General features: G+C 58.6%; 20 protein-coding genes and 1 pseudogene. 15 read left to right on the forward strand and 6 right to left on the reverse strand.

Annotated elements, in window-relative coordinates; all coding sequences use genetic code 11:
- Positions 1–18: 18 nt before the first annotated feature.
- Entirely contained in the window at positions 19–756 is a 738-nt protein-coding gene (locus tag NKI61_RS16055) for a helix-turn-helix transcriptional regulator (RefSeq protein WP_352536728.1), read from the reverse strand.
- A 193-nt stretch (positions 757–949) separates the two neighbouring features.
- Between NKI61_RS16055 and NKI61_RS16060 the strand changes: the two genes are divergently transcribed.
- Entirely contained in the window at positions 950–2,668 is a 1,719-nt protein-coding gene (locus NKI61_RS16060) for a sensor histidine kinase (protein ID WP_352536729.1), read from the forward strand.
- 101 nt (positions 2,669–2,769) lie between these two features.
- On the opposite strand, the gene NKI61_RS16065 is transcribed toward NKI61_RS16060, so the two are convergent.
- Positions 2,770–3,447, reverse strand: coding sequence for a LuxR C-terminal-related transcriptional regulator (locus NKI61_RS16065; RefSeq protein ID WP_023681040.1), 678 nt, complete (start codon positions 3,445–3,447; stop codon positions 2,770–2,772).
- A gap of 620 nt (positions 3,448–4,067) precedes the next feature.
- Between NKI61_RS16065 and NKI61_RS16070 the strand changes: the two genes are divergently transcribed.
- The 9 genes from NKI61_RS16070 (at position 4,068) to NKI61_RS16110 (ending at position 14,636) form a co-directional block, all read left to right on the forward strand.
- On the forward strand, positions 4,068–4,796 hold the full coding sequence (locus tag NKI61_RS16070) for a nucleotidyltransferase family protein (RefSeq protein WP_352536730.1): 729 nt from the start codon (positions 4,068–4,070) through the stop codon (positions 4,794–4,796).
- Positions 4,797–4,845: 49 nt separating this feature from the next.
- A complete protein-coding gene (locus NKI61_RS16075) occupies positions 4,846–5,997 on the forward strand; it encodes a DegT/DnrJ/EryC1/StrS family aminotransferase (RefSeq protein ID WP_023670904.1) in 1,152 nt (383 codons plus the stop codon).
- Positions 5,994–6,668 (forward strand): sugar transferase, encoded by a 675-nt coding sequence (locus tag NKI61_RS16080; RefSeq protein ID WP_023681043.1) that lies wholly within the window; start codon positions 5,994–5,996, stop codon positions 6,666–6,668. Before NKI61_RS16075 ends, NKI61_RS16080 begins: the two co-directional genes overlap by 4 nt.
- 44 nt (positions 6,669–6,712) lie before the next feature.
- Positions 6,713–7,717 (forward strand): SDR family NAD(P)-dependent oxidoreductase, encoded by a 1,005-nt coding sequence (locus NKI61_RS16085; protein WP_352840042.1) that lies wholly within the window; start codon positions 6,713–6,715, stop codon positions 7,715–7,717.
- Positions 7,714–8,991, forward strand: a complete 1,278-nt coding sequence (locus NKI61_RS16090; protein WP_023697136.1) for a hypothetical protein — start codon at positions 7,714–7,716, stop codon at positions 8,989–8,991. Before NKI61_RS16085 ends, NKI61_RS16090 begins: the two co-directional genes overlap by 4 nt.
- The gene (locus tag NKI61_RS16095) at positions 8,978–10,237 is read left to right on the forward strand and encodes a polysaccharide biosynthesis/export family protein (protein ID WP_023697137.1); all 1,260 of its coding nucleotides are present in this window, start codon (positions 8,978–8,980) and stop codon (positions 10,235–10,237) included. The genes NKI61_RS16090 and NKI61_RS16095 overlap by 14 nt, the downstream gene beginning before the upstream one ends.
- Positions 10,238–10,309: 72 nt before the next feature.
- Complete coding sequence (locus NKI61_RS16100) at positions 10,310–11,224, forward strand: class I SAM-dependent methyltransferase (RefSeq protein ID WP_023805942.1); 915 nt, start codon at positions 10,310–10,312, stop codon at positions 11,222–11,224.
- A gap of 335 nt (positions 11,225–11,559) precedes the next feature.
- Positions 11,560–13,272, forward strand: a complete 1,713-nt coding sequence (locus NKI61_RS16105; protein ID WP_023737037.1) for a type I secretion system permease/ATPase — start codon at positions 11,560–11,562, stop codon at positions 13,270–13,272.
- 26 nt (positions 13,273–13,298) lie between these two features.
- The gene (locus NKI61_RS16110) at positions 13,299–14,636 is read left to right on the forward strand and encodes an HlyD family type I secretion periplasmic adaptor subunit (protein ID WP_023701101.1); all 1,338 of its coding nucleotides are present in this window, start codon (positions 13,299–13,301) and stop codon (positions 14,634–14,636) included.
- Between the two features lie 289 nt (positions 14,637–14,925).
- On the opposite strand, the gene NKI61_RS16115 is transcribed toward NKI61_RS16110, so the two are convergent.
- Positions 14,926–16,356, reverse strand: coding sequence for a coiled-coil domain-containing protein (locus tag NKI61_RS16115; protein ID WP_023744441.1), 1,431 nt, complete (start codon positions 16,354–16,356; stop codon positions 14,926–14,928).
- Positions 16,357–17,041: 685 nt separating this feature from the next.
- Here NKI61_RS16115 and NKI61_RS16120 point away from each other — a divergent pair.
- Positions 17,042–17,305 carry an aminotransferase class I/II-fold pyridoxal phosphate-dependent enzyme gene (locus tag NKI61_RS16120; RefSeq protein ID WP_352667421.1) on the forward strand — a complete coding sequence of 88 codons (264 nt, stop codon included), beginning with the start codon at positions 17,042–17,044 and terminating at the stop codon, positions 17,303–17,305.
- A gap of 1,128 nt (positions 17,306–18,433) precedes the next feature.
- On the opposite strand, the gene NKI61_RS16125 is transcribed toward NKI61_RS16120, so the two are convergent.
- Positions 18,434–18,946 carry a response regulator gene (locus NKI61_RS16125; RefSeq protein ID WP_023753040.1) on the reverse strand — a complete coding sequence of 171 codons (513 nt, stop codon included), beginning with the start codon at positions 18,944–18,946 and terminating at the stop codon, positions 18,434–18,436.
- Between the two features lie 179 nt (positions 18,947–19,125).
- On the opposite strand from NKI61_RS16125, the gene NKI61_RS16130 reads away from it, so the two are divergent.
- The 4 genes from NKI61_RS16130 (at position 19,126) to NKI61_RS16145 (ending at position 21,301) form a co-directional block, all read left to right on the forward strand.
- Entirely contained in the window at positions 19,126–19,422 is a 297-nt protein-coding gene (locus tag NKI61_RS16130) for an ATP-dependent DNA ligase (RefSeq protein WP_023701099.1), read from the forward strand.
- A gap of 107 nt (positions 19,423–19,529) precedes the next feature.
- Entirely contained in the window at positions 19,530–19,679 is a 150-nt protein-coding gene (locus NKI61_RS16135; protein WP_023815062.1) for a hypothetical protein, read from the forward strand.
- Positions 19,680–19,716: 37 nt separating this feature from the next.
- Positions 19,717–19,962, forward strand: coding sequence for a hypothetical protein (locus tag NKI61_RS16140; protein WP_023714697.1), 246 nt, complete (start codon positions 19,717–19,719; stop codon positions 19,960–19,962).
- A gap of 1,147 nt (positions 19,963–21,109) precedes the next feature.
- Positions 21,110–21,301: a hypothetical protein gene (locus tag NKI61_RS16145; RefSeq protein WP_023670919.1), complete on the forward strand. Its 192-nt coding sequence runs from the start codon at positions 21,110–21,112 to the stop codon at positions 21,299–21,301.
- Here the strand turns inward: NKI61_RS16145 and NKI61_RS32910 are convergent.
- Together NKI61_RS32910 and NKI61_RS16150 are read right to left on the reverse strand one after the other, a co-directional pair.
- Positions 21,229–21,403: pseudogene (locus NKI61_RS32910) on the reverse strand (sunset domain-containing protein); the annotation flags it as partial. The gene NKI61_RS16145 and the pseudogene NKI61_RS32910 sit on opposite strands and share 73 nt — an antisense overlap.
- A gap of 691 nt (positions 21,404–22,094) precedes the next feature.
- Positions 22,095–22,355, reverse strand: coding sequence for an SOS response-associated peptidase family protein (locus tag NKI61_RS16150; protein ID WP_352840043.1), 261 nt, complete (start codon positions 22,353–22,355; stop codon positions 22,095–22,097).
- Positions 22,356–22,408: the final 53 nt, after the last annotated feature.

The following is a 22,408-nucleotide window of genomic DNA, read 5'->3' on the forward strand; positions in this document are numbered from 1 at the left end:
CAGACAGCAGTCGATTTCTCATGGCAAAACCGAAATGCGCCCCAAAAGAGCCACTAGTTCCGCCTGACGCCTCGTGTCGGTCTTGGCGAATAGTGAGGCAAGCTGAGAGCGGATAGTCGTGCGACTGAGATGCCAACTGCGGGCGATCTCCAGGGGCGCGTCGCCATGGGCGAGGCGTAGCGCCAACTGCGTTTCCGCGCTGGTCAAACCGAACATCCTTTGCAACGTGCGAGGGTTGGCCGCCGATTTGTTATCCCGGTCCAGCAATGCGACGACGGTTGTCCCGTCCGGTGTAACGACGCCCGTCTCGTTCATGGTCACCGGCCTGTCGCCTCTGCTGTGGATCACTACCCATGAGAGTGAGCCCGGCTGGAGGTGGACCGGAACATTCGCGACCAGCCGCCTCAACCCGGCGGCAAGCTCGACGGCTGTATCAGTTGCTTCGCCCTGGCGTGCGAGGGTGTCCCGAGCGGCAGCGTTCCATTCTATTACTTTCTTGTCTCGGTCCAGGACGAGATAGCCGCAACCCATACGATCAAGCATGCCGGTGATGGATTCCAGGCTGCGTCGTCGAGATCCGCCGACCCTTGCGTCCGGTCGGTCCACAAGGCTTATCGGCCGTTCGTGGCGGGTATCGTTCAATACAATGTATTGCCTGCCTGCGAGCGTATCGTTTCGCGTTTCAATCAGTGTCATCGCTTCCACCCAACCCATTGCTACTGACGCAAATAAAATCGGTTGAAGTTGCTGCTTCAACTTGAATTTCCACATACTGCGAGAAATCTGCGAATGGTTTTTCCGCAGCGTCTCTTGGATATACCTTTCTGAAGAGCGCTCCTGACACATGATTTTATTCGCCGGCAAAGTCATGGCAATCGGGCATTGGGATTAGGTGCCACCCCTTCGGCCTAGTCTCGACGGACTAGACCGAAAGTTGTAGTCTTTGCGCATGGGTTCGGACCTGCGCTGGCTCAAATCGAATGTGTCGAGCACTACGTTGGCTCATCTAGCTTCGCTGTTGGTGTTTGCAGCATCGATAGCATTCGAGGCGATAAGTACGGTATATGGCGGCCAGCCGTTGCCGCTTGTTGCGTTTATCCCCATAACCGTTGTCATCGTGTATCTTGAGGGCCGTTTTGTTGCCATCGCAGCAACGCTTCTGATGGCGGTCGCCGGCTTGTGGATGCGACACCTGCTGGACGGTCACCTCACTGGTGGAGACTGGACCGGGGCCGTCTTCCTCCTGGGTTCGGGTAGCCTGATCGCAGCTGTGTTCCACCGCCTGCGACAAGATCTGCACGGTGCGCTCAGGGTGGCAGAAGCGAGGCTCGCTGCCATCGACGCTGCCGCCTTGGGCTTTGCTAATACCAATCGCCATGGCGAACTGCTGCAGTCGAACAGACGGCTTTTGGAGATGACCGGCTACGCGCACAAGGAACTTGCCCAACTCAAGTTGCAGGAACTCATTGTCCCCGACGATCGAGGTACTGTGCGGAAACTTTTGGAAGATTTGGGCAATGGGACCGCGTCTGCGACGGATATCCGCGTTTTGCGCAAGGATGGCACGGCATTCTGGGCTCACCTGGCCCTGTCTTCGTCGCGGCCGGACGAGGCGCCAAATGAGAGCGTATTCGTGGTGGTTGACGATATTTCCGAGCGACAAGCGGCACGCGAGGCCCTTCGGGCTCAGAAGGAATGGCTTGATCTCGCCGTGTCTGCCGGGCGCCTGGGAACATGGCAAATAGACATTGACGATGGGACAGTCGCCGGCTCGAGCAAGTTCTGGGACATTCTTGGTCTGCCTCCGGCCCCAGTCCGCGGCTTGGAAGAACTCTCGGCTGTAATCCATCCCGTCGACTGGCCGAAGCTGTCCGCCTCGGCAAAGCCTTCATCGGCATTGAACTATGACGTCGAGATCCGTGTCCGGCAAGTGGATGGTCACACACGCTGGATTGCTTTGCGTGGACGGCAGGAAGAGCACGGCGACCGCAAAATGCGCATCGGGGTGGCGGCGGATCTGACCGAACGTCGACAAACAACTTTGCTTCGCGCCGCCGTAAAGAGACGCGAGCGCATAATGCGCGAAGAGCGCCATCGGTTCAGCAATGTGTTTCCAGTGATCAGAGCTCTGGTCAACATGATCGATATTCCCGACAATGACGTTGCCAAATACAAGGAGATGTTGATCGATTGGATTCGAACGCTGGAGGCGACCCATCGCATCCTTTCTCGTCACGCCAACCTGTCAGGGATGCTCCATGAGCTCGTGGACCGGGAATTGCAGCCCTTCAAGGAGACACGCGACATAACGATCAGTGGACCTTCCCTCACTGTGCCAAGCGGCGCCGCCGAAGGCTTGGCGATGATCCTTCACGAGTTGACGACAAACTCGGTGAAACATGGTGCGCTGGGTGACCCGAATGGCAGGGTCGAAGTTAAGTGGCGATTTGCATCCGAGGACGAAGGTGACGACCTCGTGTTCGATTGGGTGGAATCGGGCCGACGGAAGAGTTCAAAAGTCGTACGCCGCGGGTTCGGGTCACTGATAATCGGTGTGGACAGCACGCCGCTTGTCGGTCATTCCCCGAATATGGAAATAACCGAAGATGGCCTTCGATATTCGCTGCGTGTATCGCGCAAAGAAATTGAGGAATTTGGATTGCAATAGAGCCCCTCCAAGTCGAAGCCGAATTGGCCAATTAACGGATGGTGTGGGCCCTTTGCTGCGATTTCCTGCAAGCAAACTCGGGCCGGTTCGAGGGGCATACGTCAACTCGCCTGTCTCGTCAGCCAGCTTTGGAGCAACACAGCTGCTTCGGTACGGTTTCTAACCCCAAGCTCACGCAGCACGGCTGCGGCATGGATTTTCGTTGTCGCCTCGGCAATGTCCAGATTGCGGGCAATCTCCTTATTCGAGTACCCCTCTGCCATCAGCTTGAGGACGTCCTTCTGTCTAGATGTCAGCCTAGCGACGTCGCCCGAGCCCTCGTGCCGGCGGCTGGCATTTTGTACCGGAGGTGGGGGGGCATGCGATCTCTGGTCGGCAGACGTTCGAGATAGGAGAGATGGCACATAGATCCGGCCAGCGAGGATTTCGTTTACAGCCAGCACGACTTCTTCGTCGCTCTGCGATTTGACGATATACCCGTGAAGTCCGATCGAAAGCGCGGTCAGTATCTCCGAGCGGGAATCATCCCCGGAAACGATCGCAAAGCGAGTGTCAGGATAGGCAGCCATAAAGTCGCTGAGCACTTCCTGATGGAACAGCCCAGGCATGTTCAGATCGAGGATCGCAAGATCGATGGACGCCTGCTCCTCTAGAAGATTGACCGCGGCATCGAAACACGAAGCTTCGAATATTTCGGCGCTTGGAATTCCAGCCATGAGTGCCAGCCGGAGACCACGCCGATATAAGCCGTGATCGTCGGCAATGACGATCCGAGCCATGCAACTACCCCAACGCGTTACTCGGTTCCCGACGAGAAAACCCGCTGGAACCTCCCATTCGCCTATGATCGACAATCCGTGGTGGTCCTAAAATGGCGGCCATCCACTGGTCAACGCATCACAGTGATGTCCGCAGCGTCCCATCCACGCACATCCAGAACGTCTAATATAATACTAAATTGCGAAGCTCATCCATAGATTTTTAACCCTGGCGTGCGGTGCCTGTCCGCAAAACGATGCCGGTTCCCCATTTGTGGGTCCAAAGCCAGCTGTTCAGGACCATTTCTGTTATGTCGCCACCCGCTGTCGCTGGACCTGTAGGCCGGCCCGGCCCGGGCGGATCGCAGCTTTTTTGAAAGCAACTGCTTTCGTTTTATCGCCGTCATGATCAGTGCCCAATCGCGCTTCTATCGGCTGTTGATCTCGTGGCCATCTAATACCTTGAACGTTTTGAATCCCTACCATTCGAATGCACGACGACAGCCGCCCCGGCTGTCACATACCTTTTCACATATGATGTTCGGATTGCCGCCGAGGTTTGGCCGGATTTGAGGGTATGCCCTGGCCGGACAATGGAACACCGATCCCGAACAAAGCCAACTGCAGATCAGGAGGATCGAATGAAAGCGGTGATTCAATGTGGTGGGATGGGTACGCGCCTTCGACCGTTTACATCGGTCCTGCCGAAACCATTAATGCCGATAGGGGCCCGGCCTGTTCTTGAGTTGCTTTTGAAGTGGCTGCGGCGCAACGGCATTGAAGACGTGTATATTACGACAGGGTATCTAGGGCATTTGATCCGTAGCGTCTGCGGCGACGGATCGCAATGGAACTTGAAGATCAAATATACCCAGGAAATGGAGCCACTCGGCACCGTCGGACCTCTCTCTCTGATTAGGGATGAACTGAACGAAACATTTGTCGTTCTGAACGGCGATGTCCTCACAGATCTAAGCCTGAGCCGGTTTGTAACCGCGCACCGCTTGCATAGGGATCCCGTTACGATTGCCACGGCGTGCCGTCATATCAAGATGGACTTCGGGGTCATCGACGAGATCGACAATACCGTCCAGCTCTTCCGGGAAAAGCCGACGCTTTCCCATCTCGTCAGCATGGGGATTTACTGCATGAACCCAGATGTCCTGCGGTTCATTCCGTCCGGGATCCCATTTGGGTTCGATGACCTGATGCTGCAGATGATGCAGGGCGGCACGACCGTGCATGTTTACAAGCATGACGGTCTTTGGCTCGACATCGGTCGTGTCGATGACTTCCAGAATGCACAGGCAATTGCCTGGGAAGATCAGTCGTCCTCAATCGAGGTCGCGGCTGCCGCCGCAGCCGCATGAAAGTCTGATGCAGAGGTCTAGCCACTAACAAGGCTTTCAGGAGGTCAAGATGCTCTTGGTGAGCGCCCCGATCCTAGGCGTGCCAGAGAAGGCAGCCCTGTCGCAGGTGATTGATAGCGGCTGGCTTACGATGGGGGACAGGGTACGAGAGTTCGAACAGGCCTTTGCCAGCATGCATGGCGCGCGAGATTGCGTTGCGGTTGGTTCCTGCACCGCAGCGCTCCATCTTCTCCTCCATGCTTTGGGCATCGGCCCTGGCGACGAAGTACTGGTTCCTTCGCTGACGTTCGTGGCGACGGCGAATGCGGTGCTGTATGTAGGGGCGACGCCGGTCTTCGTCGATATCGAGTCCGTCGACGTGCCGTTGATCTCGGTTGCGGAAGCCGAAGCGCGGTGCACGACGCGCACGAAAGCGGTCATTCTCGTTCACTTCGCCGGGTATCTCGCCGATCGGGAACAATGGCAGCGGTTCGCCCGGCTTCGCGGGCTGCATATCATCGAGGACGCTGCGCACGCGCCCGGGCTTAGGGAAGTCGGGACCTTCGGCGCCGCGGCCGCGTTCAGCTTCTATGGCAACAAGAACATGACAACGGCCGAAGGGGGCGCCGTGATTGCACGTGACCCCGATCTGCTCGACAGGGTTCGCCTGGCCCGCGGGCACGGAATGACCACGGGGACGCATCAGCGGCTGAACAGTCGTACGCCGCAATATGATGTCACGATGCTCGGGTTCAACTACCGAATGGACGAGATGCGAGCGGCAATAGGGCTGGTTCAGTTGCAGAACCTGCAAGAGTGGAACGAAATCAGGCGTATCATAGCTGTCTTGTACCGACGCCTGATCGCGGACCGTTGCCCAGCCATTGTCATTCCATTTAGCGAACCCCGGACGTCGGCTTACCACATCATGCCGATCGTCCTGCCGCGCTACGCGAGCCGGCAGGATGTCATCGACGAGCTGCGGACACAGGGCATACAGACCACCATCCACTACCCGCCGGTGCACCAAATGACGTTCTACCGCGAGCGCTTTCCCGGCGTGAGTTTGCCCCGAACAGAGGATTTCGCTGAGCGAGAGCTCACAATTCCGCTGCACCCCCAGATCACTTCCGCCGCCGCCGAATCAGTCGTGGCTGCCCTGGCAGCCGCGCTCAAAACAGGCGCGCTCAAAGCAGGCGCCCAAAGAGGAACTGCTGCATGAATGCGTTAGACCCTGCCTTTCACCGGATGTTCGTTCCGAATCCTGATCACGGCTTTGCGAGACGCGCAATCGATCTTGCGGTGGCGGGCATCGCTACCGTCGCATTGGCGCCATTGATGCTGCTGATCGCCGGAGCGCTTCTGCTCGAGGGCGGTGGCTCGATCTTGTTCGCTCAGACCCGCATCGGGGCCGGCGGCCGAACCTTCCGCATGTACAAATTTCGCAAATTCGGTGTGAACTGCGGCTCTCAAGGCCTTGCGCTGACGGTCGTGGGCGATACACGCATGACCACCGTTGGCCGCTTTCTCGCAGCGACGAAGCTGGACGAACTACCGCAGCTGTGGAATGTCCTCAAAGGCGAAATGGCGATCGTCGGCCCACGGCCCGAGAGCCTGGCTTTCGCCGATTGTTTCCGGGGCGAGCTTAGGGCCGTGCTGCAATACAAGCCAGGCCTGCTGGGACCAGCCCAGGTCGTTTTTCGGCACGAAGCGCATTACTTCCCCCAATCCGTAGATCCGATCGTGTTCTACCGGGAAGTCATGTTCCCCGCCAAGGCAACACTGGACCTCTCATATTATCCGCGACGCACCATCGTCTCCGACCTCGCGTGGATGGTGCGGGGAGTGCTGGCAGTGGTCGGTTGGGTTCCGGTACCGCCGATCGACGTTTGAATATCCAAGGGAAGCGTTCCAAACAGCCAAGGGAATGCGCAGTGATGAGCTACAATGGAAAGAAAGTCCTGGTGACCGGCGCGGACGGATTCATCGGTTCGCATGTCACGGAGGCGCTTGTTCGCAACGGGGCAGATGTCACAGCCCTTGCCCTTTACAATTCCTTCGACAGCCATGGATGGCTAGACGATCTGCCGGACACCATCCGCAGCCAGTTGAGGCTCGTCCGTGGTGACGTCCGCGACAGTGCGTTCCTTAACCGGATCATGCGCGGCCAAGTCGCGGTTTTTCATCTGGCGGCGCTTATTGCGATTCCATATTCCTACGCCGCTGCCCAGTCCTATGTGGAAACCAACATCCTAGGCACGGTGAACGTCCTCGAAGCGGCGCGCCTATGGGAGACGGAGCGGGTGATCCATACCTCCACGAGCGAGGTCTACGGAACTGCCCAAACCATGCCGATCGTCGAAACACACCCCCTGCAGGGACAGTCACCATATTCGGCATCCAAAATCGGCGCCGACATGATGGCGGAGTCTTACGCCAGGTCGTTCGATGTCCCTGTGGTGATCATGCGACCCTTCAACACGTATGGCCCGCGCCAGAGTGAACGCGCCATCGTGCCGACCATTATCCGGCAGGTCCTCGACCCGAAATGTCCTGCAATCATGGTAGGGGATACCAGCCCGATCCGCGACCTGACCTATGTCGAAGACACCGCGACAGCGTTCCTGACCGCAGGTCTCGCCCAGCTCGAGTTCGGCCACGCGTACAACGCTGGCAGCCAACGCGCTGCGACCGTCTCGGACGTATTGGCCATTGTTCTTGAGTTGACCGATTGCAAAAAGCCGGTCCGTCGTGATGAAAGCCGCCTGAGGCCGCAAAATTCCGAAGTTCGCGCCTTGCTCGCCGATTCCTCGCGCTTTGAACGTGAGACTGGATGGCGGACACAGACCAGCCTGCGCGATGGGCTGGAGCGAACAATCACGTGGTGGCGCGAGCGCCTTAGTGAAGGCCGGGTACGGCGCGAAGTGGGTTACATGACATGACCCTGGGCGGCCGTCATGCGTTGGCGCTGTTGCTGGCTGCCGGTGCCATATCTCCCAACATCTACGTTGCCGGCGGCCGTCAAAGCAAGGCAGCGGAGGCGGCGGCCACAGCGGTTGTGGACAACCTGCCGGGCTATGTGCACGAAACAAGGGATCCTTGGTCTGGCATGGTTTTCGCACGGATCACCAGACCGGGCGTTCTCGGCCGGGCAGGTGTATGCGGGAAGAAGTACTGCACCCACCGTTACTCAAGCGCACAGGCTTGGAATGCCGACCAGAGCCTGCTCCTGATCGCCAATGGTTGCGGTGGCCTGTGCTTTCTCGACGGACAAACCTACTTGCCTTTGTTCCACCGCAACCGCGCTACCGAATGCGAATGGCATCCCACTGATCCCGAGTTGATGATCTGCGTCGGGGGCCGGCAGATTGCGACATGGGCGCCACGTACCGATCATGAGGACGTCGTGTTTGCCTCCGCAGCGTACTCCAACCTCAAATTTGGACCCAACAAAGGCAATCCGAGCCGCGACGGCAGCCGGATTGCGGTGCGTGCAACGAACAATGACGGCAGAGCGGTGGTCTTTGGCTACGATCTAAAGCTACGGCAGAAATTCCCCGATATCGATCTTGCCGAATTCCCGGGAACAACCGGCTCCTGCTCGATCTCACCACTCGGAATCAACATATTGTGTTCCCAGCAATTACCGGACGGAATCGAAGCGAGTTTCGTCTTCTCCATAGACGGCATATTGCGCCAGAAGTGGATGGAGCACCATCGACCAGGCCATGGCGACATGACGGTCGATTCCGACGGAAGCGAAATCTATGTCGGGATCAGCAAATCGGATCCTGACAAATATCAGGTGATCAAGCGCCGCTTGGCTGATGGCAAGGCTACCTCGCTGATGAAATATGGCGAGGCCATGCATGCGTCACTCAGGTCGCTCGGCAGGCCCGGCTGGGTGTTTCTGAGTTATGGCGGCGCGCCAGCCGAACTATCGCAGCACCCGGATTGGGCGCCTTACGCTCAGCAAGTCATTGCGCTGTGTCTAGACGGCAGTGGAGAGGTCCGCCGTGTCGCAGACACGCACAACGCGCCCTTCGACTACTGGAGCGAGACGCATGCCTCTCCGTCTCCAGACGGCACCCAGGTGGTCTGGTCCAGCAACTGGGGCGTGCCCGGTGGCCCGGTATACGATTTCGTTACTCGTGTTGAATGGCCTTTGAAGCCGGTGTTCGACCGGAAGGAGATTGTCGCAAATGACCTTCAGTAGACGATACGTTCTTGGCGCAGTCGTGATGATGTCGCTAACCTCGATGGCTTGCGCAGGCGAGGTCGAGCCCTATCAACTCTCACCTGGCGATACGGTCGAGATAGGAATAGCGCCGATCCCTGATCGGACGCAGCGCGCCGTAGTCCAGATGGATGGCAATATCGCCCTTCCGGAGGCGGGGATGATCATGGTCGCAGGCCTGACGGCGTCTCAATTGCAAAGGCGAATGCAAGAGCTCTTGCCAAGCAAGATTTTTCACGTGCGTCTGACTGACGGGCGGGAGCAGACAGTTACTGTCGAGCCCGACGATGTCACAGCAATCATAGCGGACTATCGCCCGATCTATGTAACGGGCGATGTGCTCACCCCAGGACAACAGGCCTACCGTCCGCTCATGACTGTACGGCAGGCGCTGGCCGTTTCCGGCGGCTTCAGTCTTTTGCGATCACGGGCAGGCCAGGCCGGGCCTGATCCGGTTGATCTCAAGCGCGATTACGAAATGCTCTGGGGAGATTACACGAAAGAATACCTTCACGCCGCCCGCATTCGCGCCGAGCTTCAGGGCCAGGCGGATTTCGACAAGAAGACACCACAGGGATCACCTCTTTCGCCGAGCGTTGTAGCCGCGATGGCACAGGCTGAAGCAGAGGCGCTGAAGGTTGCGCTGAGTGATTTCCGGCAGGAACAGGATTTTCTGGAGAAGGGCCGGACGGACGCTGCCGAGCAAATTGACGTTTTGCAGAAACGCGAGCAAGTCGAGGGCGAGAGCGTGAAGGCGGATGAGCAAGATTTGGCGCGAGTGACGAAGGCATTCGATGCAGGCAATCTGACCAACACCCGGCTCGCGGATGTCAGGCGCGCGTTGCTTCTGTCTTCAAGCGGCGCGCTTCAAACCTCGGTCGAGCTGATGAGGGCGCGGCGCCAGCAGGAGGACTTTGTCAGACAGCACGAACGCAACGACAATCAAAGAAGGATTGGCTTGCTGACGGATCTGAAGGACACCAACGCTCGGCTGGCGGATGTCACCGCCAGGCTCCATGCCGCCAGCGAGAAGCTGCAGCCGACTGGAGCATCCACACAGCCATTGCCGATTGCCGGCGAAACGGTACGGGCCCAGGTGACCATCGTGCGCAAGATCGGCAATGAATGGCGCAAGCTGTTGGTTGACGAAGATGCGATTGTGCTGCCGGGGGATACTGTCGAAGCCAGATTCAGCAGTGAACTGCAAAGTGTGGCGGTCCAATAGGGCGTCAGCCGCAGTCCGTGCGGAGCTTACTGTTCTATCGGGGGGGCGAACCCAACTGAACGGAGATCCAAGGTGAGGCGCATTTTCAACCAGGGAGCGACCCTGACACCCTCAACGAACGCGGATCAGATGACGCAGTCTGCAAGTTATGCTTCCCATATGCCGTCAGCGCGAATCGTGCGGTCCAGGTCGCGCGCCGGTGAGTCCGGAAATTGGCAGGAATTTACGTCCAGCAAGGAGAGCAATGCGCAGGGCGGCTGGGTGTCGGACGGCTATAGGACCAGCCATTGCGCGCCCGGCTACGGCCTACATTACAACAAAACGCACAGTTCCGGCTATTATGGCGCGCTTTGGGAGAACATCGAAAAGCCCCTGATCCTCAACGTTCTTCGCCCCTTGAGCGGAGCGAGCCGAAACTGCCTCGATTTCGCATGCGGAACAGGTCGCATCGCCGAGGTAGCCGCCGGCCTCTTCAGCGAGGTGGTTGGCGCCGACGTTTCCAGAACTATGCTCGACAGCGCTCAAGTACCGCCCAATGTGAGTTTGCGTCACGTCGACGTGACAAGGGAGAAGTTGGGTATGACGTTCGATGTGGTAACCGCATTTCGTTTTTTCCTGAACGCAGAGGATGAACTGAAATGGCATGCACTGAAAGCGATCAATGAGCACCTGAAAGATGGCGGGCGGCTTGTGTGCAACGTTCACATGAATGCGACGTCGCCCGTCGGCCTGGCGTGCCGGCTGCTCAATCGAGTGTCTGGACGGACAATTCGCCACACGCTGAGCGCGGCGAGGTTCAAGGCCCTCCTGACTGCCTCGGGATTCACCGTCGAGCAGACGATACCGTACGGTTACCTGCCTCGGCCGGGAAACCTGTTGCCAGGGTTCTGTGAAATGATGATGCAGCCTGTCGAGAAGGCCTGCAGAAGGCTTTGCGTTCCTGGCCAGCTGGCGCAACACTTCCTGGTTGTTGCGAGGAAGCGCTAAAGCGCGAAAATGTCCCGAAAAAGGGCAGGGGGTGGTTTTCTTGGGCCGCTCCGCCCGGCATGAAGCCCCGCCCAAATACCATGGAACGGCAGTTTTCCCCCGATTTGACATGTGGGTTCCGGGTTTCTGAGGGCAGCGCCACGATTTTGCTACATTTTGACTAAAGTCCAAGCATGTTAGTGGGGCGTAATATTAGAAGGCTAAGGGGATACGCTCCTGAACAGCAAGAGATTGTCGGTGCCCAGTGGGGCCAGTGAGCTTGCGCAACGATCTCTCACGGGAGGTCGAAGCCTATGAACCCTGGTGGAAGGAGTTCGTCGGATCTGCGAGGCGCAATGCTTGGGACCGTGCCTGGCCTGGTAGGCGTCGGCATCTTCTCGGCAGTCATAAACCTTCTCGCCCTGACCGGCTCGGTCTATATGCTGCAAATTTACGATCGCGTTTTACCTTCGCAGAGCGTTCCGACGCTTGTCGGGTTCACCATCGGAATGCTGGGTCTTTACGCTGTCTACGGGCTGCTGGATTTCGTGCGGCTGCGCCTGCTGGTTCGAGTGGGCAATCGTGTCCATAGGAATTTGAAGCAGAGGGTGTTCGGCCTCTCGCTGTCCTTGCCGCTCATTGGCGGGCAGGATGCGAACCGGATACAGCCCCTCCGTGATCTCGATCAGTTACGCGGCTTCCTTTCCGGAATGGGGCCGACTGTTATATTCGACGCTCCGTGGATTCCATTTTACCTGCTGATCATCTATTTCCTGCATCCTGCGCTCGGTCTGTTGTCCACAAGCGGTGCGATCATTGTCGTGCTGCTCACGGTCATGGCGGAAGTTCTTGGCCGCACATCGGTGACACGCGCGTCCGAGACGCTGGTGTCGCAACGCAATCTCGCCGAATCCGGACGCCGCAACGCGGAAGTCGTACGCGCGATGGGCCTTTCCGCACGGCTTGCCCACCGCTGGGGCGAGATCAATAACGCATATCTGCGGCACCAAGAGAGGCTTTCCGACGTCGTCGGCGCCACCGGGGCACTCTCTAGGGCACTGCGTTTGGCCTTGCAGTCCTGCGTTCTTGGACTGGGTGCCTACCTGGTGATAGGAGGCGAAGCCTCGCCAGGTGTGATCATCGCATCCTCCATCTTGCTGGGCCGCTCATTGGCTCCTGTTGACGCCGCTATCGCGAACTGGCGAGGCTTCGCCGCGTTCCGGCAAAGCTATTCGCAACTGGCAACGGCGCTGGCCGCTTTTCCTGACCGGGACGAACATATGGAACTTCCGCGCCCCCAAGCGGAGCTTGCGGTCGAGGACCTGACCATAGCGCCACCGGGCCAGCAAAAACCGACGGTAGCCAATGTCAACTTCCGCCTGGCTGCAGGGACGGGAATGGCCGTTGTCGGCCCGAGCGGCTCTGGCAAAAGCACGCTTGTGCGCGCGCTGGTGGGCGTCTGGCAGCCACTTCGCGGCACGGTGAGGCTGGACGACGCCTCGCTTGACCAATGGGACCAAGAACACCTTGGAGCACATATTGGCTACCTGCCCCAGGACGTCGAACTGTTTGATGGAACGGTTGCCGATAACATTTCGCGATTTGGCGGGAAGGGCGACGCCAAGGGCGTGCTGGCAGCTGCCAAGGCAGCGGGCGTCGACAAAATGATAATGCGATTGCCGAACGGTTTTCAAACACGCATGGGCGAGGGAGGAACAGCCTTGTCGGCTGGACAGCGGCAACTCGTAGGGCTTGCAAGGGCACTTTACGGCGATCCGTTTCTTGTCGTTCTGGACGAGCCGAATTCAAATCTGGACGTCGATGGCGATACCGCCTTGGCCGGCGCGATCCTGGCAGTGCGCAGACGTGGAGGCATCGTCATCGTAGTTGCGCACCGTCCTTCTGCCCTTACCAACATCGACAGGGTACTCGTAATGTCCAATGGGATGCTTCACGCCTTCGGCTCACGCGAGGAGGTCCTGGCCAACGTCATCCGCCCCTTTGCTGCGCCGGTTGAACGCCCGGCAGCGGCCGTCGCGATGCACAAAGGGGTGAGCGGTCACGCATGAGGAATATTTTTTTGTCTGAGGCGACGATGGCTCCATCGGCCCCGATCGGCAATGGGAGCCGGCGCAACGCGATTTCGGGCACGCGCGATGGAATCGGGGCCAACCTGATCCTGGGTGCGGCGGTCACGGTTATGTTGCTTGCCGGCGGCGGGCTCTGGCTCGGTCTGACCAAGATTGCTGGCGCGGTAATTGCGCCGGCGACCGTGGTGGTCGAGAGCAACATAAAGAAGGTGCAGCATCTGACGGGCGGCACGATAGGTGGCATCTTCGCGCAAGACGGGGATCATGTACGGGCCGGCGATGTGATGGCACGGTTGGACGACACACTGACACGAGCCAATCTGCAGATAATTAGCAAGGATCTTGATCGGGCAACGGTTCGGCTTGTGCGGCTGGAGGCAGAGCGGCAAGGCCTGTCGGAGATGCAGCTTCCGTTCAGCCTTCAAGCGCGAATGGGCGAGCCGGAGCTGGCTGCGCTGGTGAACGGCGAGCGCACGCTGTTCGACAGCCGCGCTACGGCCCTCAACGGGCAGAAGGCACAATTGCAAAGCCGCTCAAAGCAACTCGAACGCCAAGTTGAGGGCCTCAAGGCGCAACAGACCGCGGAAGAACAATCCGTGGTCCTGCTGGATGGCGATCTTGTCGATGTACAGGCGCTTTTTACAAAGAAACTGGTGTCCAAAGAGCGACTTAGCAACATCAGACTGGATGCCACCCGGGCGCACGGAGAATCAGGGCGCCTCGCGGCGGCAGTTGCCGAGGCGCAGGCCCGGATCAGCGAGACCGAATTGCAGATTCTTCAGCTCGATGAACAAAGGCGTAGTGACGTAACGAGCGAACTTCGTGAAACGGAAGCCAAGCAAACCGAACTCAGCGAGCGCAAGGTTGTGGCACAGGACGAACTGGCCAAAACCACCATCCGCGCGCCGCAATCGGGAACCGTACAGGAATCTTCCATTCACACGATCGGCGGCGTGATTGCCGCGGGCGAGGTTCTCATGATGATTGTCCCTGACACCGGCAACCTTGTCGTCGACGCGCTGATTGCGCCGTCGCGCATAGATGACGTTCGTCCAGGTCAGCGGGTCTCGATCCGGTTTCCGGCTTTCGACGCCGGCACTACGCCTGCCTGCCAAGGGTCTGTCAAGCGCATCTCGGCGGACCTGATAAAAGATCAACAGCGCCAGCTTTCTTATTTCTCGGCGCGCATCAATGTCGAAGACAAGTCCACCTGTCTGACCGATGCCAAAGTGCTCAAACCCGGTATGCCAGCGGAGGTTCACATAAGTACGGACGAACACAGCGTCTGGTCTTATCTGCTGAAGCCGCTTACCGACCAGATGTCGAGGGCTTTCCGGGAATGACATGGCGGCTGTGAGCGGTCGACCGCGGGAACACGGCAGGCGTGCTTGCTGACATATTAGGGTAGGCGACGTGATGCCACAGGGGTGACGCCTGCGGCCGACGCGCGAGGCTCGTCTGGGACATTGTCCCGGCTACAAGGATGCCCCAACAGGATTTTCCTGGCCGCCTCACCAAGTCCTGCCCCGACAACAGCGTTAGTGTCCTGTCATCTTTTGCGCAACAAACAGCGCATACCGTTCCACGATCATCGACATGGGCAATTGCCTCACGAGGAGAGGTTCTTTGCTCCTACGACGCGGCGAGGGCCCTGCGGCGGACACGGCGTGCGGCATGCACCGTTCGGTCTGCAGTCACCGCTACATTTGCCACGTCAGATGTATGCGGCAAGGCGTTCGCGCTTCCATGCGACCTCTTGTAGGGCAGCAATTCCCTGACCCGAGCATTGACCGAGGCAATCTCGACCCGCAAGTCCTCGCATTCCTGCCGTCTCACATCGAGTTCAATCTGATCGGACGCCTGCTGCATGGACAGCTGTGCAAAATCTGCGGCGATCTTGGAAAGGTTCACCTTGTTGGTTTCGGCCTCCTCGGTGAGTGCGGCCAACCTTTCGTCGGTCACCTGTTTTTCGGCCAGGGCGTCGCTCCATTGTAGCTGGAGCCTGGCGATCTCGGCCGCGGCCTCGTTGTTTGCGTTTGAGGCGAGTTCGAGGCGCGATTGGAGACTTTGAATTTCTGAGCGCAATCCTCGGTTCTCAGCCTGGCAGCGTTTAAGCTCGCCATCCATGTCCGCCTGCATAATCCTGGCTGCTTCGGTCACCTCCCATAGCTTCGCCTGCGCAACCTCGAGTGAGGTGTGCAATTTGATTGCCTCTTTTTCGCTCTTGCCGAGCGCACTCAGCATTTCGGAATTTCGCGCAGCTTCGTTGGCATGGATCGTGGAGAAGGCATCCAGCCTATGCCGTGCCTCTTCCTCCCGCTTCATGGCCTTTTCCAGGTCAATAGACAGGCTCACATTCTTTTCACGCAGCTGTTTGTTCTCTCGGGAGCGCCTGTCGGCCTCGACATTTGCGGCGGCAAGCATGTTCGTGAGGTCGCCAAATTCCGCTTCGTTCTTTGTGGTGGTGTTCGCCGCTTCGACCAGCTCCAGCCTTGCCGCGGCCAACGCGCCACGGAGCACTTCACACTCCTGAACAAGGCTTGCCTGGCGCTGCTGCAATGTCTCGACGGTGCCTTGACGCTCACAGTACCGTCTGTTCAGGTCATTGAGTGTTTCCGACAAGTTCCTTTGATCTGCGATCAGATTTTGATTCGCCAGCTCCAGTTCGTTCGCACGGAGAATGTCCGCGTGAAGGATGTGAAAAAACTCGAACGTCAGTTGACATGTGCCTGTAATTTCGGAGATTTTTGCGTTGATGTCCTCGAAATGGAGCTTGGCATCGTGGAACAAGCCGTTAAACGAGCTCACGGCAGCAATTCGGCTCTGCGTGTGTGAGGTCAGCCGATGCGCTGGTATCGGCGAGCTATCATCGTCGTCGCCGGCACCGCCCTCACTCCGTACGCTGTCATCCTGTTCGTTGTTGTCGCCTGCCATGTTTGGCACGTCGGCGACATCCTCCAAATCGAGGCACTGGTCGACAGCGTTAGCCAAGTCAGCTTCGAGATCGTCGAACGACCTCTCCACATTGTCCTCGGCGCGTCTGATCAAATCCCTGAACTTCATGACTTCATCCCCTGCAGCCGCATGCCCGGAACCATTGAGGCACGAGGACTGAGATGCTTTTGTATCGAGAGCTCAACTCAGCGTCTTCGTTCAATCAAACGATGCCAGGGCGCCGGCGCCGCGAGGAGCCGAGAGCTGCGATTGGAAGGCCCTACATCGGTCTAGGTGCCTGCTGACTTATTCTTGAGGACTGCGCGACTCCCCTTCTTGCCATCGTCTTGGCGTCGATGGTGTGTTGCCTGGGCACATTAACGCTCAGGTGCAGAAGCCCCGACGAACGGCCCGGCACAGCCTCTTGTGGGGCGCATCAGGCGGCCGGGCCTAACCGGCGGTTGAGTGTTTTGGTTTGCCGGCTGACTCACCATGCGACCTTGGCGAGGCAAGCGCATCATTCGAACGAATTGGGGACCGGCCGCCTGGCCGCCCAATCACACTAAGCTTCCGTTGCCGGAGCTGGCGACGAGGTGCTTTGCCTTGAGCCTTGGTATCTACATACGAAGCGGCAATACGCGCCGGCGGAGCAGTGGCCCGACCCGTCAAACTAGCGCTGCAAAATGCGCGGCAGAGATATCCGAGAATATTGTCCAATCAGCGGTATGAGATCGAAGGCGGGCGATCTTGCTGAACTCCCAAACAATCCCGGCGTATATGTGTTCGGCAAGGAGGATCTGGAAACCATTGCGACATTGCCGAGCGGCACAATCTATGGATCATCAGCGATGAGGTTTACCGCAGCACAATATTCAACGGCGAGTTCCTCTCAATAGCATCCATCCCCGGAATGAGAGAGCGGACGATAATTGTGAACAGCCTGTCGAAGTCTCATGCAATGACCGGCTGGAGGCTAGGGTGGACGCTTGGGCCGGTCTCGGCATCAGTTCATCTGGAAAATCTTGCGCAATGCATGCTCTTCGGATCGCCGACCGTATTCAGGATGCCGCAGCGGTGACTCTCGATGAGGCGGTGACGCAGAGATGCGTTTCTTTTCGGACGCCCTTCTGCCGTTGATGTTGACCAATGCTGTGCGGATGTTCGCCGGGGATATGCGTGAACCTTATCGTCCGCTGCGGCGCTCAATTTGCTTGGGGTTCTTGGAACCGTTCCGAACTTTCTCCTTGCGCCTCCGATCGAGTTGCGCGTGCTCATGCGGGGCGCTGAGGTGTCTCGATCCGCAGTGGCGCGGCCATTATGCGACGATCAGCTTAGTTGAAATTTGTCCCCAGCGGACGGGAACGACGCTTGGCCATGTTAGTTGATGTGAATGGAGCAGCTAAGAAAAGATCTGGCATTGCTTACGCGACCCGGCTTCTGGATAGCTTTCGGCATTTTGTTGCTGCTTTACGGGATTCAGGTCTTTTTTCTAATTCGGGCATGCCAATGCCTTTAGCCTGGAACATCGATACCCCTAGCTGGAACGCGGTCTGTCCATCTCCCGGCGGCTGCGCCGATAGCGTTGATCAACGATATATTCATTTATAAGCCTGCTATTCCCGGGGATGCCGAGGTTGGCAGCGCCTGCATCGTTGACTACGCACGTGGCGCTCCCCTCAAGGTAGGTGGTTACCATTCTCGCGCAGCCGGTGAGCATTGGAGCCCGCACTGTGTTGGACGTGCGCTCATGCGTCGGGAAATTTCTTATAGACAGGGGAGGGTCTGTCAGGCTGGAAAATCACAAGCTGCCCCGCGAATGAGGAAGCAAAAAAGGTGCAAGACCAGATCGATTTCTTCCAGGCAACTCGGTCCTCGCATCATCGCCGATCAGCGGCCGTACCGTCGAGAACCAAAATGCGCACGATCTCAGCCGGTCGGCTTCGACCAAAACATGCGGACTACCGGACGGGGACAGTCGGTGCCGCGTCCCACCTGTGGCCGGCGCTATGCTGACGCTCCTACGGTATCCCGTTCACCGCCCGCGCAGGAGGGCGAATTTCCTCCGTCCTGCGCGCGACAACCGTCCACTGTTGCGGCCGCACGCAGGACTGCGGCTTATACGCCGTTCTTCCTTTGAGCGGCGTCCAGTTCGCAGGGCTAAATCACCATTGGTATGCAGACGAGCCTCTCGGCGTCTGGACAGAGATCAATTGCGCTTTGCACCAGGGTTCCTGGATCGTAAGCTCCAAACACGCTGCAGTCGCCTGATATGGTCCACTACGTTGGCCGGCTCATACGGCTTCGCAAGGTGCGGGCCTTCCTGACAAAGGTCGCCCGCCGCGATCGCAGTTCGTTCTACTGCGGCGGAAAGCACTATTTTGACCTCGGGCTTGTTCTCGCGAACCCACTTCGACAGTTGGAACCCGTTCATGTTGCCCGGCAGGTCAACGTCACACAAGACGGTGTCGACACCGAACTCCGCATAGTTCAACGCTTGTTGCGCCTCACGTGCGAAATGGGCCTCAATCACCCTGTAGCCACAGTGGCGGAGATAGTCCGCGATGACGCATCGGGCGATGACGTCGCCGTCAACCACGAGGATCGTTTGGCTCTGTTGGTTCGGGGCTTCCATTGACGGAGAACGGTCAGCAACCGGCAGGGTTCCACGCATCATGACCTGCGCGGGATGCCGACCGAAGATCGCGGCGAGATCCTGCACGAAATGATCCCTGCCGGCGGGCGCATTCAATTCAGCGGAGCGATGCCGCACTGGTGACGCCGTCTACCACCTGGTCGACGAGACGGGCTAGAAGACATGGTCTCGAAGCTCAAGGGCAGCCCATATCGCAGCGGCAAACGAGCGCTTGGCGCAAGATCAAGTGCTTTGAGGAAAAGGAAATGCAAATCATCGGTGCACAGCGCGAGCGCGGCAAAGCTACCCAGGTGATCATCGCTGAAAAGGGCCTCTATAAAGGCGGCGCACTCGTCAACTTCAGTGCCGATGAGCGGCAAGCGCTTTGGGATCGCGTCCAGGGCAAGGTTGGCGGCCCGGTCCCGAAGGGGCATAAAAAGGACAAGGCCGAGTGGCTGAAGCCCGGACTGGTTGGCTGGGTCAAGACCCTCAAAGGCGAAGAGAAGCTGGGGCACGCAAGGCTGCTGGATTTCCGGGAGGATGATGCAAATGGCCATGCCTAAGAAAGATCAGGAACGCGCCACCTACGCTTGGATGTACGGCGCCCAAGCGCGCAAGGATGGCAAGGAGCGTGAGGTGCCAGCTGGCTGCAGGGCTTGACGGTGTGGCGATGGACGGTTTTGGCAAGACCAAAACCGTCAACGACGAGATGGAGGCCGAGGTCGACGAAGCCGCCGTCGAGCGCCCCGACGAATACCATTTGGTGTATGAATCTGTACGGTCGTTTTTGATTGAAGAAAGGGTTTCGGCGGGCCTATAAAGATTGCGTTTACCATTGCCTTTTTTGGGAGGATGCGATGGTTGCAACGCCCATAGATATCGCTCAAGCGGCCACTGCGACTACGGCTACCTTGCTGAAGTGGCAGAAGTCCATGGAGGAACGCGCCACGTTTCGCCAGAACATGGATCAATCGCGCAGGGCGATCCAAGCCTCACGCGAACTGCTGAAGCGCCTTCGCCAACGTCATCGCGACGAGATGTCGGAAAGTTCGGAAAATGCCGACCCGTCTACTGCGCCGATATCGCAACGCGCCGGCAGCTAGCGGGAGGCGACCAGAGCCGATGTGATGGGGAAAGTTTCACTGGCCGTTCCTTGGGTGGGCAGGCAAGTTAAACTTTGTCAACGAGCGGCCTTTTTCGCGCTCGCGGAAGCGCCACGTTGCTTTCGACCAGGCGCACGTGCTCGGCGTCGACAGTCACCAATGGCCGGAGGCTGACGGTTACCTTGTCCCCGTCGATGCGTGTGACAGGGCCGATCAATTCCATATGCTGGCCAATCACAGCCTTCCAAGTCGAATCGACAACAGAATGCGGGAAGTCGTAGGAGGGGATCGTCACGCTTATGCGATCGGGCGTCACCCGGCCGCGCACAATCGCCGTGACTGCGACCTCGTCGCCAACTTTGATACTTCCCCGAGCCATGCCCAAGACTTTGGAGCAGCCGGCGCCGGCGTCAAGATGAGGGGGAGCTAATAAAACCCCTCCGCGCCGCGATTGTGACGCAGGGCGATCCGATCGCCGCCAGCGACTTAGCAGACCAATTGACGACAGCGGCCGAGAAGCCTGGCATCCCTGCCGACCAAATCAACGGCGAAATCGAAAGCGTCTTCGAACTGCTCTTAGAGGTGATGCGGCGCGAGAGTTGCGCGAGGAGAACCAGCCCGGAGGCTTCTCCGGGGCTGTGCCGGTCCTGTCCCGTTCCAGCGGATGAACTGCGCCTTCTGACCGGTGACCGTCTCAATCGACTTCAACAGGGGTCCATGGGCCTCAGGTAGAGCTTGGCAGTGCTCCCTGTGGTACGCCAGGAGCGGCCCGGCGATGCTCTTGTGCAGCGCTTCGGCTGCCGCCAGGAAGCGCTCGATTTCAGCCCGGGAAAGCTGTTCGGAAGGTTTGTTCTGGCCATTGGCGCTCTCCATTGAGGGCGTCGCCGCAACGAGGACCATAATTCTACATGCCAGGCCGTCTGACAAGCGCCTCGCCGGCCTTACCCGAAGGAAGACGCAGGGCCACGGCGCCAAGCGGAGCCATCAGGAGCAACCCGCAAAGATGAGCAACGGCAGGCCCGGCGACCTCCTTTGGCACACGGGGACAAACAAGAAGGGCGCCGAGCCTTACCGGCGCTGCTTTGTGAGGGAGACGACGCCGGATGATGAGAGTATGCGATCGTGCTAATCTCTGCGAACCATGCGAATGAAGGAAAGCCGCGTGGCAGTGCCAATCAACGACGTTGAGACCAAGGTCGGCGGGTGCGATCAGGTTCGGACCATGATGACGGGCTGGCGGGCCTGCACATGGTGGTGGCTACCGCGCTACCGCCTTGCTTTGCGCCAGCCGGCGGCCCATGCCTCTGCCTCGCTGCACAGCCAGCGCTCGCTGTACTGAAACTGATCGTCGTCTTCCAGTAATGCTCATGCCCTGGAACGTGATAAATCGCTCATCGGTACTGGTGGAAATGTTGCCCTTGATATCGCAGCTCCCCGCGCCGGCCGTGCGGGTGCCACTCAGCCAGCCAGCTGGGATGAGCCGGTCAGGGAACCATCACCAGCGCCGGCAGATATTGCCGTCGCCACATCCACCGCCCCTTTGCGTTCTTGCGCCAGCGGTCGGCCTGATCCGCACCTTGATGACGCTGGACTTTGCCCACGCCCTCTCCCCCGAGTGCAGAATGCTTCCAAAGCGGTAGCGAGTCCCGACCGGAACATTAGCGCCGACTAACGGTTAGTTCGGCAGTGTTCCGAACCGTGATTGGTAGAGCGTTGGTGGCGTTTCATCTTGTCTATTTTTCCGGCCTGACGGCAGACCAGCTGCTAGGCAGCGCCGTTTCTATGATAGTGTGTTTGCTGCTTTATCACGCTCTAGCTACGGACCCCTAACTGATGGTCCACTTCCCGGCTACCCGGCAATCGAAGGTCGCGCGACGTTCCCGACTTTTTCAGCATGATGAGAAGCGCCTCTAGGATTTGTTGTGCGCCCGTAGCCAGTGCCCATGCATTCGCGACGATCTCTTGCTGACGCTCTGTCATCCCGCCCTCCTAAAATATGTGGTCGGAGCGTGCTTTAGAAAGCTTCGCCCCAGCAGGGGCGTGCTTGACGATTTCGGCGAACAGAAAAAGTCGCCGGCTCCGCCCGACCAGGCCGGGATGGTCGTTGGGAAATTTGTTGACGGCGCTCGTGTTCACCTCACGTCCAACGCGGTTGAACTGCAGCTGACCGTCGATGTCGTGGCTGAGAATGTCCTTGAGGCTGGTCCTTTGGTCCCCTGGTCCAGCCAGGCGTCATAGTATGCCTGGTAGAGAATGAGAGGCTGTTGATCATGCAACTGCTTCATCGGTTCTGCGGCAGGCTTTGTGATGATGGTGCAGCTGGTTGTGTCGAGATTGGAATTGTAAGCCCAAAGTCCGGCGAACGAGAAAGGCGCGTGGCCTGGCTGGGGCAAAACGCGCAGCGAAGGAGAGGCAATGAGCGCGTTCGCTATTGTTCTCCCTGAGC

The sequence above is a fragment of the Mesorhizobium sp. M0514 genome (assembly GCF_040321145.1).
Taxonomy (GTDB): domain Bacteria; phylum Pseudomonadota; class Alphaproteobacteria; order Rhizobiales; family Rhizobiaceae; genus Mesorhizobium.